This is a genomic window from Hydrogenophaga sp. A37, from assembly GCF_002001205.1.
Taxonomy (GTDB): Bacteria; Pseudomonadota; Gammaproteobacteria; order Burkholderiales; family Burkholderiaceae_C; genus Hydrogenophaga.
Map to the genome: position 1 here is coordinate 80,977 of NZ_MUNZ01000086.1, position 14,826 is coordinate 95,802.

General features: G+C 64.9%; 10 protein-coding genes. 7 read left to right on the plus strand and 3 right to left on the minus strand.

Features of this window, described 5'->3' with window-relative positions; genetic code table 11:
* The first annotated feature begins 3 nt into the window (after window positions 1-3).
* Window positions 4-1,620, plus strand: a complete 1,617-nt coding sequence (gene guaA / locus B0E41_RS08895) for a glutamine-hydrolyzing GMP synthase (RefSeq protein ID WP_077330723.1) — start codon at window positions 4-6, stop codon at window positions 1,618-1,620.
* A 744-nt stretch (window positions 1,621-2,364) separates the two neighbouring features.
* Complete coding sequence (locus B0E41_RS08900; protein WP_253194715.1) at window positions 2,365-4,140, plus strand: APC family permease; 1,776 nt, start codon at window positions 2,365-2,367, stop codon at window positions 4,138-4,140.
* A 139-nt stretch (window positions 4,141-4,279) separates the two neighbouring features.
* Here B0E41_RS08900 and B0E41_RS08905 read toward each other — a convergent pair whose 3' ends face one another.
* From B0E41_RS08905 to B0E41_RS08915, 3 genes are all read right to left on the minus strand, one after another.
* Entirely contained in the window at window positions 4,280-6,232 is a 1,953-nt protein-coding gene (locus tag B0E41_RS08905) for an amidohydrolase (protein ID WP_216350745.1), read from the minus strand.
* An 86-nt stretch (window positions 6,233-6,318) separates the two neighbouring features.
* Window positions 6,319-7,287, minus strand: coding sequence for a helix-turn-helix transcriptional regulator (locus B0E41_RS08910; RefSeq protein ID WP_077330726.1), 969 nt, complete (start codon window positions 7,285-7,287; stop codon window positions 6,319-6,321).
* Window positions 7,288-7,476: 189 nt separating this feature from the next.
* Entirely contained in the window at window positions 7,477-8,379 is a 903-nt protein-coding gene (locus tag B0E41_RS08915; protein WP_253194717.1) for a LysR family transcriptional regulator, read from the minus strand.
* An 84-nt stretch (window positions 8,380-8,463) separates the two neighbouring features.
* Here B0E41_RS08915 and mdlC point away from each other — a divergent pair, with 84 nt between their 5' ends.
* From mdlC to B0E41_RS08940, 5 genes are all read left to right on the plus strand, one after another.
* Complete coding sequence (mdlC, locus tag B0E41_RS08920) at window positions 8,464-10,083, plus strand: benzoylformate decarboxylase (RefSeq protein ID WP_077330728.1); 1,620 nt, start codon at window positions 8,464-8,466, stop codon at window positions 10,081-10,083.
* 47 nt (window positions 10,084-10,130) lie between these two features.
* A complete protein-coding gene (locus tag B0E41_RS08925; protein ID WP_077330729.1) occupies window positions 10,131-11,582 on the plus strand; it encodes an aldehyde dehydrogenase in 1,452 nt (483 codons plus the stop codon).
* Window positions 11,583-11,598: 16 nt separating this feature from the next.
* The gene (locus B0E41_RS08930; RefSeq protein WP_077330781.1) at window positions 11,599-12,528 is read left to right on the plus strand and encodes a 2-dehydropantoate 2-reductase; all 930 of its coding nucleotides are present in this window, start codon (window positions 11,599-11,601) and stop codon (window positions 12,526-12,528) included.
* 70 nt (window positions 12,529-12,598) lie between these two features.
* Window positions 12,599-13,660, plus strand: coding sequence for a TRAP transporter substrate-binding protein (locus B0E41_RS08935; protein WP_253194719.1), 1,062 nt, complete (start codon window positions 12,599-12,601; stop codon window positions 13,658-13,660).
* Window positions 13,657-14,814 carry an alpha-hydroxy acid oxidase gene (locus B0E41_RS08940; RefSeq protein ID WP_077330731.1) on the plus strand — a complete coding sequence of 386 codons (1,158 nt, stop codon included), beginning with the start codon at window positions 13,657-13,659 and terminating at the stop codon, window positions 14,812-14,814. Before B0E41_RS08935 ends, B0E41_RS08940 begins: the two co-directional genes overlap by 4 nt.
* Window positions 14,815-14,826 lie beyond the last annotated feature (12 nt).

Genomic DNA, 14,826 nt, shown 5'->3' on the forward strand with positions numbered 1-14,826 from the left:
TCCATGCAGCACCAGAAAATCCTCGTTCTAGATTTCGGTTCCCAGGTCACTCAGCTCATCGCCCGCCGCGTGCGCGAAGCCCATGTGTACTGCGAAGTCCATCCCTGCGACGTGAGCGACGCCTGGGTGCGCGAGTTCGCCGCCGACGGCCAGCTCAAGGGCGTGATCCTCTCCGGCAGCCACGCCAGCGTCTACGAAGTGGACGACAAGGCTCCGGATGCCGTGTTTGAACTGGGCGTGCCCGTGCTGGGCATCTGCTACGGTATGCAGACCATGGCGCAGCAGCTGGGTGGCAAGGTGGAGGCGGGCCACACCCGCGAATTCGGTTACGCCGAAGTCCGCGCCCGTGGCCACACCCCCCTGCTCAAAGACATCGCCGACTTCCATACCCCCGAAGGCCACGGCATGCTCAAGGTCTGGATGAGCCACGGTGACAAAGTCACCGAAATGCCCCCGGGCTTCAAGCTCATGGCCAGCACCGACAGCTGCCCCATTGCCGGCATGGCCGATGTGGATCGCGGGTACTACGCGGTGCAGTTCCACCCCGAGGTCACGCACACGGTGCAGGGCAGGGCGCTGCTGGAGCGCTTTGTACTCGACATCTGCCAAACGCGGGCCGACTGGGTGATGCGCGACCACATCGAGGAAGCGGTGCAGAGGATCCGCGAACAAGTGGGTGATGAAGAAGTCATCCTCGGCCTGTCTGGCGGCGTGGATTCTTCGGTGGCCGCCGCCCTGATTCACCGCGCCATCGGCGACCAACTGACCTGCGTCTTCGTCGACCACGGCCTGCTGCGCCTGAACGAGGGCGACATGGTGATGGACATGTTCGTCGGCAAGCTGCACGCCAAGGTGATCCGCGTCGATGCGGCCGACCAGTTCCTCGGCCATCTGGCCGGGGTGAGCGAACCGGAAGCCAAACGCAAGATCATCGGCCGCGAATTCGTCGAGGTTTTCAAGGCCGAAGCGGCCAAACTAATTTCAAGTGGTGCATCAACAAAAGGCGCCAAGTGGTTGGCACAAGGCACTATTTATCCGGACGTGATTGAGTCCGGTGGTGCCAAGAGCAAGAAAGCCGTCACCATCAAGAGCCACCACAACGTGGGCGGCCTGCCTGAGCAACTGGGCCTGAAACTGCTGGAGCCGCTGCGCGACCTGTTCAAGGACGAGGTGCGCGAACTCGGTGTGGCCCTGGGCCTGCCGCACGACATGGTCTACCGCCATCCATTCCCGGGCCCGGGCCTGGGCGTGCGCATCCTTGGCGAGGTGAAGAAAGAATTTGCCGACCTGCTGCGCAGGGCCGATGCGATCTTCATTGAAGAGCTGCGTTCCACCATCGACCACCCCAGCGGCAAGAGCTGGTACGACCTCACCAGCCAGGCCTTCACCGTTTTTCTACCGGTCAAGAGTGTGGGCGTGATGGGCGACGGTCGCACCTACGACTACGTGGTGGCGCTGCGCGCGGTGCAGACCAGCGATTTCATGACCGCCGATTGGGCCGAGCTGCCCTATGCGCTGCTCAAGAAGGTGTCCAGTCGCATCATCAACGAGGTGCGCGGCATCAACCGTGTGACCTACGATGTGAGCAGCAAGCCACCCGCGACGATCGAGTGGGAGTGACGGGAGCCAAACAAATCTATATAGATCAACGGGTTGCGGTTGACCGTTGACGATGTGAATGTGTCATCAACGAGTATTCACGCTTTTGCGATACACACTAAACGACTTCCGCACCGTCTCCGGGCCTTCTTTGCGCACCGCAGACGCGATTCCCGGCAGCCGCCAAACAGCGGCATCCGGCGGGCAGGGAAGGGCGGTGTTTTCGTGGCGACTTTGAGTGTCCAGTCTCGCTGGAGGCGGACTCACTCAGTTGCCCTGGTGAAGCTGTTCGCTTTTCCCTTCTGAAGGACCGTTCTGAAGCGATGCCGTCGGCCCGTTGGCTCACTAAGGGCGCCCAATATCGGGCATCGATAGAAAGAAGGCGAGGGGTTCCTGCCGAGCGTTCTCAGTCAAATAGCGGACCAGTCTCGAGAGCAGAACTGCGGCCTGTGTCAAGGATTTGATGGACAGGAGAACTGTCCAGATGTGCGGGTCGTCCATGTTTTGGCACGACCTGCTGGTCGCGTGAAGCGATACAAACTGTTGAGCGTTCCGATGTGGGTTGGACCTGGCGCGAGCAACTTGACTTCATCGTCAGCCACCACAAGATTTGTTGGGAAGATCTCGGTATCCAGGCGCAGCACGGCGTGCAGCTGATCGAGGACGACGCGTACGGCGAAACTGGTGGAGCGGCACTTCCCGGCCGGCACCCGCGTCACGCGGCCCGAAGGCGGCTATTTCCTCTGGCTGGAGCTGCCGCCCGAGGTGGACGCGCTGGCGCTGCACCAGCGGGCCAGGGCCTGCGTCATCAGCACCGCGCCGGGCGTGCTGTTCTCGGCCGACCACCGCTTCACCCACCACCTGCGGCTGAACGTGGGGCACCAGGGCGATGCACGGTTTGACGGGGCGATCAGGCTGCTGGGCAAGCTTGGCAGGCCAAACCCATTTGAGGGGTGCCCCTCGCGCTTGAAACAGCGCGATCACGATGGGCGGCCTTGCAAGGCTGAAGGCGGGCCCTCACGGCCTTCCCGGGTTTTCATTCCCTTGCAAAGGCACACCGCGTTTCCCGGGCGTTCAATCCCTGTTCAGCGATGCCGCAAACAGAGGGCGCATGATGGGGTGAAAAGCCAGGGTCAAAATCGCCTGGGTGCCCGAAACGGAAATTCGTTGATGTCCTCACCAACCGCTGCCGAAAGTCCTTCAATGGATGGCGCTCACCTGAAAAGAAGCTTGGGCTTTGGCGATCTGGTCGCTTTTGGACTGGCCTACATCGCCATCGTGGCGCCTCTGACGAGCCTGGGATTTGTCTGGGCTGCTTCCGACGGGTTGATCGCCTCGTCTTTCTTGGTGGCGGCCATTTGCATGTACTTCACCGCGCTGAGCTATGTCACCATGAGCCGAGCGATCCCCAACGCCGGTTCCGTTTACGGGTTTGCACGCCGAAGTCTGGGTCACCGCCTGGGCTTCCTGGCAGGGTGGTTGATCCTGATGGACTACCTGTTGGTCCCCGCCTTGGTCTTCACGCTCATGGCCATCGGGATGGCGTTGCTGGCTCCCGCATTGGGTCTGGCCGGGTGGATCTGCGTCGTCGCCTTGATCACGCTGGGATTGAACTGGTGCGGTATCGGCACCACGTCCAAGATCAACGCCTTTTCGGTGGCGATGCAATGTGTGATCGTGACCGTGGTGCTGGTTCTCACCATCATGGCGCTCAATGGCGGCGCGGGCAATGGTGCCCTGACCGCCCAACCTTTCGTGGGCGACCGAGGCATTCACTGGCCTCATGTGTTCTCGGGGGCCTCGATCGCCGTCATGGCGTTTCTGGGCTTTGATGCCATCAGCACGCTCTCGGAGGAAACCCGAGATTCCAGCGACCAGGGCTTGATCGGCAGGGCCATCTTGACGGTGCTGGCGGTGACCAGCGTGCTGTTCGTGTTCATCGCGTGGGCCGTTGGCAACCTGATGCCTGCCATCGAGATGCAGGACCCCGGTGCCGCCATCTTTGAGCTTCTGGGCCAAACAGTGGGGCCGTGGGCCTCGATCACGCTGGCGTGGGCACTCGCCGTCGTGGTGGGCTTCACCAATACCCTGCCCATGGTCGCGGGCGTATCAAGGGTGCTCTTCGCCATGGGGCGCGACCGCCAGTTGCCCGCCACTTTGGGCCGCGTTCATGGCGCCAGCGGCGTGCCGCGTGTGGCGCTGGTGACGGCCACCCTGGTGCCCATGGTGACGGCGTTGGTGTTGAGGGATCGGGTGGAGGTCCTGGCATCGATGGTCAGCCTGGGCGCTCTGGGCGGCTTCATCATGCTTCACATATCCGTGATGGTGTATTTCAGGCACAGCGATCAGCGTTCTGTGTATTTCCACATTGTGGCGCCTGCGCTGGGCTTGATGGTGGCGCTTGCCGTGTTGCTCCGCATGCATCCGAGCGCTCTGAAAATGGGGGCGGTCTGGCTGACCATGGGCATGGTTTACAGCGCTTGGCTGAATCGGCGTGCCCGCCGGGACCAAGACGGGCAAAGGCCAAAAGAGCAAGGATGAGAAGGGGCGCCCATCCCGACAGCGCCGCTCTTGCGGGTGGATTCACCTTCAAAGGGGCTTCGCCAATGAAACAGGGCGACAACACCCTATCGTGTTGTCGCCCTGGCCTTCAGGCGCTGGGCGCGGTGCCCAGGCATGGTCAGTGGTTGTGGCCGTCCCCGTGCGGCGAGCCCTTCACGATGGCGTGGCCGGCCGATCCATTGATATTCAACCTGCGGTCATGGGCGCGGGTTTCATGCTTCGACGGGGTCATCAGCGCTGCAAACTTGTCTTTCGCGGCAACGACCCGGCCCCCGCTCATGGTCATCAGCACCTGGTTGCGTGCCAGCTTCTCTTCGGGAACGCGCAGGAAGTCTTTGTCCAGGGCGATCAGGTCGGCAAATTTGCCCTTCTCGATGGAGCCCACGTACTTCTCCAATCGCAGCTGGTAGGCCGCTTCGATGGTGGCTGCGCGGAGCGCGTCAATACGCGACAGCGCAGGATCGGCGTTGATCGGGCCCTCGAAAATCGGGGCGATGCTGGCAGCGCTGTGCGGGTTCGTCGGGTCACCAGATCTTGTCACGCCCACCTTGAGCGCCAGGAACGTGTCGATCGGATCGATCGGCCAGTCGCTCCCAAAGGCCACACGTGCACCGGCGTTGCGAAGGCTGCCAAAGGGTTCCATGCGTGCGAAGCGATCAGGCCCCAGGTGGTTTTCGGTGTCCCCGATCGAGTAGGGCGCCCGCTGTGCCCATTGGAACGACATGGTCGCACTGACGTTCAGCGGGGCAAAGCGCGGATAGTCGGCCACGGCCACGGTTTCGCCATGGGCAATGGCAGGTCGGAAGTCGGCACGTGGTCGCTGAGCGCGAACGTATTCCACGGCGTCAAGTGTTTCCCGCACGGCGCGATCTCCCGTTGCGTGCAGGTGCATGTCAAGACCGCTGTCCACCGCTTCCAGCATCATCGGCTTGATCACACTGGCCGGGAAATACACCTCTCCCATATTGGTGCCTGGTACCCAGTTCGGCGCCGCTGCGGTGCCCTGATTCTCGAAGTAGGGGGCCAGCATGGCGCCCGTGTCGCCAGGGGCGTTGACCACGCCGTCCATGAACACTTTGAGGATCTTGGCCGAAATGCCCGGTGCAACCTGGGGCTCACCCTGGTCGGTCGTGGCAACAAAGGCTTTGGCCTGGGCGACCGCGGCTTTTGGATCTGCGGCCGTGATGGCGGCATCCATGACATAGGTCAGATGGACGCGGGCGGTAAGTTCGCCCTCGTCTTTCAGTTTCTTGAAGGTTTTGGCGTGCGCTTCGCCCGCCGCGGCGTCCATGAACGAAGTGATGCCTTGATCGCGCAGGGCTTGCAATGCTGCGCGGCCTTGTTGCAGCAAAAATTCGTCGGTGTCCGGCGGAATGGCCGCTTTGACTTGCCAGCCTGCGGCATCCTCGCTGATGCCGCTTGGGTTGCCTGCACCATCCCGGAGAAATTTTCCGCCGGTGGGGTCTGGCGTGGCGGCAGTAACGCCCGCGAGTGTGAATGCCCGCGTGTTGGCCAGCACCGCGTGGAAGTCGCTGGAGGTCACCGCAATGGGGCGGCTCGTGGTCAGCGCGTCGAGCACGGTTTTGGTGGGGTCACCGTCGATGCCGTTGGTGGCCTGTCGATCCCAGTTGACGGCCTCGAGCCAGGTGTCGGGCTCTTTGTCCGCGCTCGTGTCCAGGCATGCCTGCAGTCTTTGTGCCAGCTGAGCGTGCGACAGCGGGGCGTAGGCCAAGTCGCAAATCAGCAGGGCTCGGCCACCAGCCAGGGAGTGCATGTGCCCGTCCACGAAGCCCGGCATCAGCATCTTTCCGCCCAGATCAATGACCTGGGTGTTCTTGCCAATCCAGTCCTTGGCGTCGGAGTTTTTGCCCACAAACACGATCTTTCCGTCGCGCACGGCGACGGCCTGTTGAATCGAGTTGTTGGCATCCAGTGTGACCACCTTGCCGTTGCGCAGAACGGTATCGGCGGTTTCGTCGTCCGATCCACCGCAAGCGGTGATGACGAGCGCCACACATGCCAGCGAGGCGCCAGAAATTTTTGTCCAGTTCATTCTTTGTCTCCTGCTCACCGTGAGCCGTTGTCATGGTAGGGAGACTGGGCCGCGCTTGGCCCTCTGCAGATGCGGAGGGTGGGCGTGCGTCCCGACGTGCGGGCTCAGGGATTGGGATGGAGAGCCGATCCCAACTCGACCTTGTTGCGCACCCCCAGTTGCAGATAGATGTTGCGAATGTAGGTGCGAACCGTTGCCGGGGTCAGGTCGAGCAGGCGGGCGATTTCCTTGTAGGAGTCACCGCGCGCGTACAAGACGGCAACGCTGCGTTCCCGGGGTGGCAAGCGCAGGGCTTGCGAGTCCCGCCCGAACGACAGGGCGATCAACTCGCCGCTGGGTTGAAACCACAGTCGGTGGCGACCCAGCGTGACACTGCCATCGCCGGCGTTGATGCGCGCCAGCAGTTCGGGTGGCAGTGGCGAGCTGAACCAGCCAGGCAGGTTTTCGCGCAGCAGCGCGCCCAGCTGGCCGCCGAGGTAGAGCAGATCACCGTTGCGGTCAGACAGGGCAAAGTGGTCAGACGCTTGGTGGGTCGAGGCGTTGAGCAGGTTTTGCACCTGGAGATGCCAGTGGTGCAGCAGGTGCCGCGTGAACTCCTCGAACATGACGCTGGCGAGGTCGTCGAAGGCTGGCTGGTGTTCGTCGCGGTACAGGGAAACGAAAAACAGCATGCCGCTGCCGGGCAGCTCGGCCGTCGTGGCCATGGCATGGTAAAGACGGTGCTTGCGGGAAAAAGAGGCGACCGCCGGCGCGGGATCGTCATAGCCGCTGAAGCGCACCACCGTGCCCAAGGCTTGCATGGAACCGGTGGCAAAGTCGTCGACGCCAGCGAGTGCGTTCCATTCGTCAGCGAAGCTGCTGCTCAGGTTGATGCGGCCGTGCAGCCAGTTGCGCCGCGGGTTCTGGGCGTCCTCGTCGGTCACCTCTCCCCACCAGGCAGACTGGAAAGGCACCAGCTTTTCCAGCACGCGCAGGGCGTCGAGCACCTGCCGCTCGGGCTGTGCCGACCTGGCCTGGCCGCTCAATGCCAGCAGGCTCTCGCTGAAGGCGCGCAAGGATTCGACGGCGTACATGGCTCAGGCGCGCAAAAGAACGGGTTGTACAGGCATGCCGGTGGTGGGTGCCCCGCGTCTTTGTCTGTGCCGACGCATGTGGGCCGCTATGTTCGGGCGAGCGTACCTGATGCGGCCAACTCGGTGGGCATCGGTCCACTGGCCTCGGCCCGACGGCAGGGGCAGGCCCGACGAGCGCTGGTGCGCGCATCACGCCTTGAACAGTTCGATCACCAGGGCTCTCAGCCACTGCTGCATGGGCACTTGCTGGTAGCGGCGGCTCCAGTGCAGGGCGACGGTGAAGTCCCTCAAGGGCAGGCGCGGTTCGAGCAGGCAAAAGCCCTCGGCGGGCGCAAAGCCTTGCGCGATCTCCCGGGGCATCAGAACCCCCAGGTCGGTGGAGCGCACGATGGCCGGCAGCGCCAGAAAGGTCGAGGTCACCAGGCGCACCTGGTGTTCCAGATGGAGCATCTGCAAGATGCGCAACGTATCGGTGTGGGAGCGCACGGCGACATAGTGCAATTGGTTCAGGCGTTCCAGTGCCAGCGAGCCCGATTTGGCGTAGCGGGTGATGGGGTGGTCGGCGCGCAACAGCAGTGCGTAGCGGTCGGTCAACAAGTCTTCTTTGGCGGTGTCCTTCGCAGCGGGCAGGAAGCCGATCGCGATATGCAGTTGGCCGGTGTCCAGCGCAGCAGCCACTTCACCGGGCGGCCAGGCCCTGGCTTGCAGTTGCATGTGGGGCGCCCGTTCCTCCATCGCCGCCATCAGCTTCGGCAGGAAACGCGCTTCGCCAATGTCGGTGAGGTGCAGGCGAACCTCTTCGGTGGAGGTCAGCGGATCGAACTGGTCGGACTCCTGCAAACCCGCTTCGAACAGGGCCATGCCCGCCTGCACCGAGCGCGCCAGGCGGTCCGCCCGCTCGGTGGGGCGCACGCCGCCCATGGCGCGCTCGAAGATCGGATCCCTTAGCACCAGCCGCAGCCGCGTCAGTGCCTGGCTGGTGGCGGGTTGCGACAAGCCCAGTTGCTCGGCCGCTCGGCTGATGTTGCGCGTGCGGTAGATCGCGTCGAACACCCGCAGCAGGTTGAGGTCCAGCGTTTCAATATTCGTCATATGGATATTACTTATTAGTCTCATATTATTGATCAATGATGGATGCGGCCGCAGACTTGCCTCCATTCACCAGCCGAGCCTGCCATGACCGCACCTGACACCCAACGCCCACCCACCGATGCCCAGCCCACCGTGCGCGAGGCGGTGATTCAACTGATGCGCGACCTCGGCATCGACACCGTGTTCGGCAACCCGGGTTCGACCGAGTTGCCGATGTTCCGCGACTACCCGTCTGATTTCAGGTACGTGCTCGGCTTGCAGGAGTCGGTGGTGATCGGCATGGCCGATGGCTATGCCCAGGCCACGCGCAATGCCTCGATGGTCAACCTGCATTCGGCGGCGGGTGTGGGCCATGCCATGGGCAACATCTTCACGGCGTTCAAGAACCAGACGCCGATGATCGTGACCGCCGGCCAGCAGTCGCGTTCCATCCTGCCCTTTGACCCATTTCTGTTCGCGGCCCAGGCGACCGACCTGCCCAAGCCCTACGTGAAATGGGCCGTCGAGCCGGCGCGGGCCGAAGATGTGCCGTTGGCACTGGCCCGCGCCTACCGCATCGCCATGCAGCCGCCTTGCGGCCCGGTATTTGTTTCGATCCCGGCCGACGACTGGGATCGAACCACCGAGTGGGTGACGCCACGCCAGATGAGCCAGGCCATCGGGCCCGATCCGGTATCGATCACTCGTGTGGCGACCGCCCTGAACGCCAGCCGCAGGCCCGCCATCGTGGTGGGGGCTGGTGTGGACCGGGACGGCGCGGTCGGGCGCGTGGTGGCCCTGGCCGAACAGCACCGGGCCGCCGTGTACACAGCGCCCATGAGCGCTCGGTGTGGTTTCCCGGAGCGGCATCCGCTGTTCGCTGGGTTTCTCCCGGCCATGCGCGAGCGCATCGTTCAGCGGCTGGCCGAACACGACCTGATTCTGGTGCTGGGCGCTCCGGCCTTCAGCTACCACGTCGAAGGGCAGGGGCCTCACATTCCAGCGGGCGCGACCTTGTTCCATATCGTCGATGACCCCCAGACCGCCGCCTGGGCGCCGGTGGGCGACAGCGTGGTGGCGAGCCTGCACCTGGCCCTGGATGCCTTGCTGGAACACAGTGCCCCGCCGCAGCGCGCGGCACCCACCGGGCGCGCCACGCCACAGGAGGCTGTCGCCGGCGTTCCGATGAGCGTGCCCTATGTCTTGCAGTCGCTGGACCGTGCGCGCCAGCCGGGTGACGTGGTGGTGGAGGAGGCGCCCGGTTCACGCAGCGACATCCAGGCCCACCTGCCCATGGCAGGCGCCGACAGCTTCTACACCATGGCCAGTGGGGGTCTGGGACACGGCATGCCTGCGGCTGTGGGGGTCGCGCTCGCGCGACAGCGCCAAGGCCAGGCAGGGCGGGTCATCGCCTTGATCGGAGACGGGTCCAGCATGTATGCCATCCAGGCGCTCTACACCGCCGCTCAGATGAATGTGCCCATGACCTTCGTGATCCTGAACAACCGGCGCTACGCCGCCTTGCAGGACTTTGCGCCGGTGTTCGGCTATGCGCCTGGCGTCAAGCCCGCGGGCACCGACCTGCCCAACCTGGACTTCGTGATGCTCGCGCAAGGGCAGGGCATGACGGCGGAACGCGCCGAGGCCCCCGATGCGTTGGCGCCCGCCCTGGAGCGTGCACTGCGGCATCCCGGCCCCTTCCTTATCGAGATCGTGGTGGCTTGAAGGCCACAGCGACTGAACTTTCACAACCACCTGACGGAGACAAGACCATGAGCGATATCCAGATGCTGATCGGCGGCGAGCAACGCTTCGCCTCCAACGGAGCGACCTTCGAGCGCCGCAACCCGCTGGACCACAGCGTGGCCACACGGGCCCCCGCCGCCACACCCGACGACGCGCGTGCCGCGGTGGACGCGGCGGCCAAGGCCTTCCCCGCGTGGGCGGCCATGGGTCCGGGCGAGCGCCGCGGGCTGCTGATGAAAGCGGCTCACGCGCTCGAAGCCAAGGGAGCGGCCTTTGCGGCAGCCATGGCGTCCGAAGTCGGTGCATCCGGTATCTGGGCGGGCTTCAATGTGCACCTCGCGGCCGACATGCTGCTCGAAGCCGCCTCGATCACCACCCAGATCAGCGGTGAGGTGATTCCCTCCAACGTGCCGGGCAGCCTGGCCATGGCGGTGCGCCAGCCCGCCGGTGTGGTGCTGGGCATCGCACCCTGGAACGCCCCCGTGATTCTGGGTGTGCGCGCCATCGCCACGCCGCTGGCCTGCGGCAACACCGTGGTGCTCAAGGGCTCCGAGCTCAGCCCGGCCACCCACGGACTGATCATCGAAGCCTTGCAAGAGGCCGGCCTGCCCGCCGGCGTGGTGAACTTCGTGACCAACGCCCCGGCCGATGCCGGCGCCGTGGTGGAGGCCATGGTCGCGCACCCGGCGGTGCGCCGTGTGAATTTCACCGGGTCCACCAAAGTGGGCCGCATCATTGCCCAGACCTGCGCCAAATACCTCAAGCCCGCCGTGCTTGAGCTTGGTGGCAAGGCGCCGATGCTGGTGCTGGACGATGCCGACCTGGACGCGGCCGTGGCGGGTGCCGCGTTCGGCGCCTTCGCCAACTCGGGCCAGATCTGCATGTCCACCGAGCGCCTCATCGTGGACCAGAAGATCGCCGATGATTTCGTGGCCAAGCTCGCGGCCAAAGCCCAGTCGCTGCCGCTGGGTGATCCGCGCAACGGGCCGGTGGTGCTGGGCTCGGTGGTCGACATGGCCACGGTCGAGCGCTGCAACGCTTTGATCGACGACGCGCTGGCCAAGGGCGCCACGCTGGTGTGCGGTGGCAAGGCCGACAACACGCTCATGCCGGCCACGCTGCTGGACCATGTCACGCCCGAGATGGCGATCTACCGCGAAGAGTCCTTCGCACCGGTCAAGGCCATCGTTCGCGTCAACGGCGTGGAAGAGGCTGTGGCCTGCGCCAACGACAACGAATTCGGCCTCTCGTCCGCCGTGTTCGGGCGCGATGTCGCGCGCGCCTGGCAGGTCGCGGCGCGCATCGAGTCGGGCATCTGCCATGTGAACGGACCGACCGTTCACGACGAAGCACAGATGCCGTTCGGCGGCGTCAAGAACTCGGGCTACGGCCGGTTTGGCGGCAAGGCCGGCATTGAGGCCTTTACCGAGCTGCGCTGGATCACGGTGCAGACCGCGCCTCGCCACTACCCGTTCTGACCCCATGGCACAGACCATGAACATCTCCATCGTGGGCGCAGGCGCCATGGGGTCTTTTTTTGGCGGGCTGCTGGCCGAGGCGGGTCACGCGGTCACGCTGATCGACGTCAATGAAGCCCACCTGAGCGCTATTCAGACCCAAGGGCTGCTGCTGGACACCGACGCGGGGCAGCGCCGCGTCCAGGGCCTGCGGGCCTGCCGCCCGCACGAGGCCGCGGAGCTGCCCGACCTCCTGATGGTTTTCACCAAGACGCTGCACACGACCCAGGCCTTGCTGGGCGTGCGGCATCTGATCGGTGACCGTACCCATGTGCTGTCCTTGCAGAACGGGCTGGGCAACGTCGAGAAGATCACCGAATACGTGCCCATCGAACGCGTGTTGGTGGGCGTGACCACCTGGCCGGCCGATCTGGTTGGTCCGGGCGAGGTGCATTCGCATGGTCAGGGCGGTGTGCGCCTGATGTCGGCCGATGGGCGCGACCATGTCCTGATTGCGACGGTGGTGACGGCGTTTTCCGATGCCGGCTTGCTGGCCCGCAAGGACGAAGCGGTCTGGTGTGCCATCTGGGAGAAGGTAGCTTTCAACGCGGCGCTGAATTGCATTTGTGGCGTGAGCGGCTCCACCGTGGGTCAGGTGGGCGATCTGGCTGAGAGCAGGGTGCTGGCGCACGCGGTGGTGAGCGAAGTCCTGGCCGTGGCCCAGGCCCATGGCATCGCGGTGAAACCAGACGCGGTGCACGCCACGGTGGACCACGCGCTGGACCACCACAAGAACCACAAACCCTCGATGCTGCAGGACCTGTTGGCCGGCCGTGCCACCGAGATCGATGCGATCTGCGGATCGGTGCTGCGCCAGGGTCGGTCGCTGGGTGTCGCGACCCCATTGACCGAGGCCTTTCATGCCTTGGTGCGCCTCAAGGAAGCCTCCTCGCGACCGGCGGTCTGACCGGCCACGGGTCGTCTGGTCCCGCTTTTCATTTCCCCGTTCCCATTTCATCCACGACAGGAGACAAACTGTGCTTTCAATTCTCAAACGCCCCCCTGTGCGCCGCTGCGCCGCCTCGCTCACCCTGGCTGCGGTCGCGGTCCTGACCTGTTCGGCTGCCTCGGCCCAGCAGGTGGTGCTGCGCGTGCACCACTTTCTGCCCAGCACCTCCAACGCACAGGTCAAGCTGATCCAGCCATGGTGCGACAAGATCGCCAAGGAGTCGGGCGACAAGCTGAAGTGCCAGATCTACCCCTCGATGCAACTGGGCGGCACGCCCCCGCAGTTGATCGATCAGGTGCGCGACGGCGTGGTGGACATGGTCTGGACCGTCCCGACCTATGCGGCCGGACGCTTCACCAAGTCGGAAGTCTTCGAGTTGCCGTGGATGGCGTCCACATCCAAGGCGGGCAGCCAGGCGCTCTGGACCTACGTCGACAAGAACGCGCAAGACGAATACAAGGGCGTGCGGCGCATCTTCATGCACCTGCACGACGGGGCGCTGTTCCATTTTTCCAAGGCGCAACCCAAGACCATGGAGGAGCTGCGGGGCTTGAAGGTTCGTGCGGCCACCCGCATCAACGCCCGCATGTTGCAGGCCCTGGGTGCCACACCCGTCGTGATGCCACTGCCCCAGGTGCCCGAGGCCTTGTCCAAGGGACTGGTGGATGGCGCGGCCGTTCCATGGGAAGGCTCGCCGGCCATTCGCCTGCCCGACTTCGCCAAATACCACCTGGATGTGCCCGCCGGCGCGCCCCGCATCTCCAACACCATCTTTCTGTTTGCCATCAACCAGGCCAAGTACGACGCGCTGCCTGCGGACCTGAAGCGGGTGATCGATGCCAACAGCGGTGTGGCCACCTCCGCCTGGGCGGGCGAGACGGGTTTCGACAACGTGGTCGAGACCTTCAAGAAAGCCGCCAAGGACAGTGGCGGCACTTTCTACAACTTGCCCGACGCGGAGTACCAGCGCTGGGTCAAAGCCACCGACCTGGTCGACGACGAATGGATCAAGGAAGCCAACGCCAAGGGGGCCGACGGTCGCAAACTGCTGGACGAAGCCCGCGCTCTGGTCAAGCAGCACAGCAAATGAGCCAGCGGCGCGCGGCCCACCGGCTCACGGTGAACGACTGGCGGGAGGCGGCGCGCCGTTCGCTGCCGCGCTTTGTGTTCGAGTACTTGGACGGCGCGGCCGAAGACGGGCTCGGGCTGGTGCGCAACCGCACCGCGCTCGACGCCGTCACGCTCGCGCCGCGCGTGCTACGCGACACCCGGCAGATCGATCCGTCGATCACGCTGCTGGGCCAGACGTGGGCGCAGCCCTTCGGCATCGCCCCCACGGGTCTGAATGGACTGGTCCGGCCCGGGGGCGACCTCATGGGCGCGGCGGCGGCGCAGGCCATGGGTGTGCCCTTCGTGCTGTCAACGGCCTCCAATGAGCGGCTGGAGGCCGTTCGGGAGGCAGCGCCGAACGGCCAGCTCTGGTTGCAGCTCTATGTGATGGAAGACCACAGCATCGCAGAGCAGATGCTGCGGCGCGCCCGCCTGGCGCGGTTCGATGCGCTGGTGCTGACCGTGGACGTGGCGGTCAGTGGCCTGCGGGAGCGCGATGTGCGCAACGGATTCAAGCTGCCATTCAAGCCCACGCCGTCGCTCGTGCTGGACCTGCTGCGCCACCCCGCGTGGTCGATGCGACTGGCGGCGGGCGGAGCGCCCCAGTTCGCCAACCTGGTCGAAAACCCCGGGGCCCGCATGTCGGCCCAGGCCCAGGCCGCGCTGCTGGCGCGCGCCATGGACCGCGGACTGGACTGGGCCTCGTTGCGTTGGTTGCGCCAGCACTGGGACGGCCCGCTCATCCTCAAGGGCATCCTGCACCCGGACGATGCCCGGCGGGCTTTGGAGGAGGGCGTTGACGCGCTGATCGTGTCCAACCACGGCGCCCGCCAGCTGGACCTGGCGCCAGCCTCCATCACGCAGCTGCCGGCCATCGTGGATGCCGTGCACGACCGCCTGCCGGTGCTGATGGACAGCGGCATCCGCCGAGGGGCCGACGTGGCGCGCGCACTGGCTTTGGGTGCGCACGCCGTATTGATCGGGAGGCCAGTGTTGTACGGGCTGGCGGTCGACGGTCAGGCCGGTGTTCAGAGCGTGCTCCAGACCTTGGCGGATGAGCTGGAGCGCAACCTGATATTGCTGGGGGAAGCCGACGTCGGCTCACTGCGCGCCAGACGAACCCAGGCCGCCTGAGTCTCGACCCTG

Excerpts from the sequence above, each read along its gene's own strand:
- guaA (WP_077330723.1), top strand. The coding sequence starts at position 4 with ATGCAGCACCAGAAAATCCTCGTTCTAGATTTCGGTTCCCAGGTCACT.
- B0E41_RS08910 (WP_077330726.1), bottom strand. The coding sequence starts at position 7,287 with ATGTACGCCGTCGAATCCTTGCGCGCCTTCAGCGAGAGCCTGCTGGCA.
- B0E41_RS08915 (WP_253194717.1), bottom strand. The coding sequence starts at position 8,379 with ATGACGAATATTGAAACGCTGGACCTCAACCTGCTGCGGGTGTTCGAC.
- mdlC (WP_077330728.1), top strand. The coding sequence starts at position 8,464 with ATGACCGCACCTGACACCCAACGCCCACCCACCGATGCCCAGCCCACC.
- B0E41_RS08925 (WP_077330729.1), top strand. The coding sequence starts at position 10,131 with ATGAGCGATATCCAGATGCTGATCGGCGGCGAGCAACGCTTCGCCTCC.
- B0E41_RS08930 (WP_077330781.1), top strand. The coding sequence starts at position 11,599 with ATGAACATCTCCATCGTGGGCGCAGGCGCCATGGGGTCTTTTTTTGGC.
- B0E41_RS08940 (WP_077330731.1), top strand. The coding sequence starts at position 13,657 with ATGAGCCAGCGGCGCGCGGCCCACCGGCTCACGGTGAACGACTGGCGG.